The following is a 3423-nucleotide window of genomic DNA, read 5'->3' as shown; positions in this document are numbered from 1 at the left end:
CACCGTCTGTGAGGACTCGAACGCGATCCGCGAGAGGTTATGCAGAGCTTCCCTATTTATGGTCGAACCCTGCATCGGCGCGGCAAGATTACCGGCCGGTACGCGAGCCCAGCCCGGCAATAACAGTCGCAGCAGCGCGTCGGGCGGCTGCGAGAATACGCCATTAGAAACAGCGACCAGGCGAGATTAAAAGTCATGCAACGAACTCAACGACGTTCGGAATCGATCTGCGATGCGTATTCCTAAGACCACTCTGGAACAGTGGCGTGTACTGCAGGCCATCGTTGAATACGGCGGCTTTGCCCAGGCTGCTGAACGCCTCAATCGCAGCCAGTCGGCGGTGAGCTATGCCGTGGCTCGTTTGCAGGAGCGCGCCGGCGTTGACCTGCTCGTAATCGACGGCCGCAAAGCGCAACTCACCGATGCCGGGCGTAGCCTGCTGGCTGAAGCCGTGCCGCTGGTCGACGAACTGCTGCGCATCGAACAACGCGCGCTGGCCCTGACCGAAACCCAGGCCAGCGTGCGCCTGCATGTGGACAGCATCTATCCGCGCAGCAAACTGTTTGCCGCGCTACGCGCCTTCAGCGCCGCTTACCCGCAGGTCGAGATCGATCTACGCGAAGCGACAAGGCTGGCCGCATACGGCGAACCGGGTTTCGATCTGGCAATCGTTGCATGGGCGCCTGCCCGGACAGACCAGCGCCATCTACTGGATGTCGACATGCTGGCCCTGGCCTGCCCCGCACATGCGCTGCACCACCGAAGCGGCCGCCCCCTGTCGGCGTCCACCCTGGCCGGGCATCGCTGTGTATCGATTACCGGCGAAGGCGCATCGGCCAAGGCAGCCACGCTGGCGCCAGCGAACGGCCGTGTCTGGCAGGTCAACACTCTTGAAGCCGCGGTCGAGGCCGTGGCCAGCGGGCTGTGCTGGGGCTGGTTGCCGGCGCATCTGGCCGCGCCCTATGTCGACGCCGGGCAGCTGGTGCCGCTGGCCGTGTCCGGCCCTGCCCGGCGTCCGATCCCACTGGCGCTCTGCTATGCCGACGAAGCCGACGCGGGTACGGCGACCCGTGCACTCGCCCAGCTGCTGCGCGACGCCTAGGGCAGCAGCGCTAGTTGCGACGGTCGGCATAGCCTTCCGGCAGTTGATCCGGCGCCTGTGCAACCACGCTTTCGTCATCCACGTCGCAGCGCTCCAGAAAGGTGACCGTGGCGAACTCGTCGATGACCAGGGTGGGATACGTCGGGCCAGCGTCGCGATATTCCAGCATGGTTTCCAGGTGGTCATTCTGATAACAGACCGTCTTCTCGGGCGCATCAGCGACCCAGCGCGGGAAAAAGATCACACCGTGCAGATGGCGCTCGGCAAAATTCACCGCCACGCTTACCGAGGTGCCGGTCGGCTCGTTCCACGACACTTTGCACACGTCGTCCGACAAACGCGCCAGATGCACCGCCTGATCGCGAACCCAGCGGCCGCCCACCATGCCGCTATGAATACGGTAGTCGATCGTGCGGGCATTCTTGATGTACATCTCGTACTGCCAGCCGTTGTCGTAGGTGTAGATGAAATGGCGGCCGACGAAGGCTGCGAGCGCATCCGGCTGGGTGGATTCGAAAGATTCTTCGGTGATCATGGGGTCCATCCCGTAGTCGAGAAATCGAACCTCATGATCGACCCGCTTATCGAATATAAAAAGCGCGGATTCTGCGGCTTTTAAATCGAAAAATTAGATATGTCAGAGATCGCGGTTCAAGCGGCGAATAACCCGACCCACGCTCAAGCCCTGGACCACGATCGAAAACAACACCACGCAATAGGTGATCGTGAGGATCGTATCGCGCGCTTCGCCGGGCGGTAGCGCCAAAGCCAGGGCCACCGAAATACCGCCGCGCAGCCCCGCCCAGGTCAGCAGCGCGCTGGCGTTATCGCCCAGACGATGCCAGGGGCGCACCAGCTGCAGGGCCATGCTTACGCAGCCGTAGCGGGTGATCAGCACCAACGGAATCGCGCAGACGCCCGCCAGCAGATAGCGCCCGTCGAGGGTGATATGAACCATCTCCAGGCCGATCATCACGAACAACACGGTGTTGAGGATTTCGTCGACGATTTCCCAGAAGGTGTCCAAATGCGCTCGGGTGGTGTCGCTCATGGCGAATAGGCGCCCGTGGTTACCCACCAGCAGGCCGGCGATGACCATGGCGATCGGCCCCGAGGCATGCAGCACCAGCGCCAGCTGATAGCCGCCCAGCACCACGGCCAGGGTGACCAGAATCTCCACCTGGTGATCGTCCATGCGGCGCAGCATCCAGAAGGCCAGCCCGCCCAGGGCCAGACCGAGCAACGCACCGCCGACCACTTCCTGGACGAACAACAGCGCGATTTCGCCCGCGCCCTCCACATGGCCGGCCCCGGTCAGGCCAAGCAGGGCCAGAAAGACGACCACGGCCACGCCGTCGTTGAACAGCGACTCGCCGGTGATATTGGTTTCAAGCTCCTGCGATACCCCGGCCTGCTTGAGCAGGGCGAGCACGGCGATGGGATCGGTGGGCGTGATCAGCGCGCCGAACAGCAGGCAATAGACAAAGCTCAGCTCAAAACCCAGATACGGCACGAGCAGATAGGTCACGCAGCCGATGATCGCGGTGGACAGCACCACCCCCACCGATGCCAGCACGCCGATGGAAAAGCGATGCTTCCACAGATCGCCCAGGTTGACCTGCAATGCACCAGCGAACAGCAGAAAGCTGAGCATGCCGTCCATCAACGTTCGATTGAAGTCGATGGCCAGCCACCAGCTGCCGGTTTGTTCGCGAACCGCCAGAACACCGAAGTAATCCGCGGCGACCAGTGCGGCCGACACCATCAAGCTGAGCAGCATCACGCCGATGGTGGTCGGCAGGCCGACGAGGCGATAATTGACGAACGCGAGCACCGCGGCCAGCGATACCACGATGGCGCTAATCTGTAGCAGACCCACGGCCTGTCCCCCGGCAAAAACGCGACAGGATAGCGCGTTGTCTCACGACCTCGATATCGAATCCAGACGGTAAACCCGCGCCGCGGTATCGAAGAACAGCGCGTTCTTTTCGTCTTCCGAACAGCCGCGTGCCAGATACTTGAAGGCGTTCCAGAGCGTGGCGTAATCGCAGGTGAAGTGATCGACCGGGAAGTTGCTCTCGAACATACAGCGCGTCGCGCCGAAGGCTTCGATACAGGTTTCGATATACGGTGCCCAGGCCTGCGCGAGCGACTCGTGCGAGTCGGGGCGTTGGTCGTAGGACCACTCGAAGCCGGCAAACGGCATCGCCAGCCCGCCGAGTTTGACGACCACATTGTCGCAGGCCGCCAGTGCCTGGATCTGGGCGCGCCATTCGTCGAAGCGGGTATCGCGCTGACCCGCATACGCACCGATACCGACC

The 3423-nt window shown here is 62.6% G+C and carries 4 protein-coding genes; 1 reads left to right on the top strand and 3 read right to left on the bottom strand.

The genetic code is table 11. The annotated features are described in order from the left end of the window. Positions 1–232: 232 nt before the first annotated feature. Positions 233–1102, top strand: a complete 870-nt coding sequence (locus tag ABNU97_RS17475; RefSeq protein ID WP_348767942.1) for a LysR family transcriptional regulator — start codon at positions 233–235, stop codon at positions 1100–1102. 10 nt (positions 1103–1112) lie between these two features. Here ABNU97_RS17475 and ABNU97_RS17470 read toward each other — a convergent pair whose 3' ends face one another. The 3 genes from ABNU97_RS17470 to ABNU97_RS17460 form a co-directional block, all read right to left on the bottom strand. Beyond that, complete coding sequence (locus ABNU97_RS17470; protein ID WP_348767941.1) at positions 1113–1637, bottom strand: phenolic acid decarboxylase; 525 nt, start codon at positions 1635–1637, stop codon at positions 1113–1115. Positions 1638–1739: 102 nt separating this feature from the next. Beyond that, complete coding sequence (locus ABNU97_RS17465) at positions 1740–2981, bottom strand: sodium:proton antiporter (RefSeq protein WP_348767940.1); 1242 nt, start codon at positions 2979–2981, stop codon at positions 1740–1742. Positions 2982–3023: 42 nt separating this feature from the next. Beyond that, positions 3024–3423 (bottom strand): amidohydrolase family protein (locus ABNU97_RS17460; RefSeq protein WP_348767939.1); only part of this gene is annotated, 400 nt, incomplete at its 5' end.

This window comes from uncultured Salinisphaera sp., from assembly GCF_964012375.1.
Lineage (GTDB): Bacteria > Pseudomonadota > Gammaproteobacteria > Nevskiales > Salinisphaeraceae > Salinisphaera.
This window is presented reverse-complemented; position numbering and strand designations above follow the sequence as displayed.

Coding starts and splice junctions, on each gene's coding strand:
- ABNU97_RS17475 (WP_348767942.1), top strand. CDS start 233: ATGCGTATTCCTAAGACCACTCTGGAACAGTGGCGTGTACTGCAGGCC.
- ABNU97_RS17470 (WP_348767941.1), bottom strand. CDS start 1,637: ATGATCACCGAAGAATCTTTCGAATCCACCCAGCCGGATGCGCTCGCA.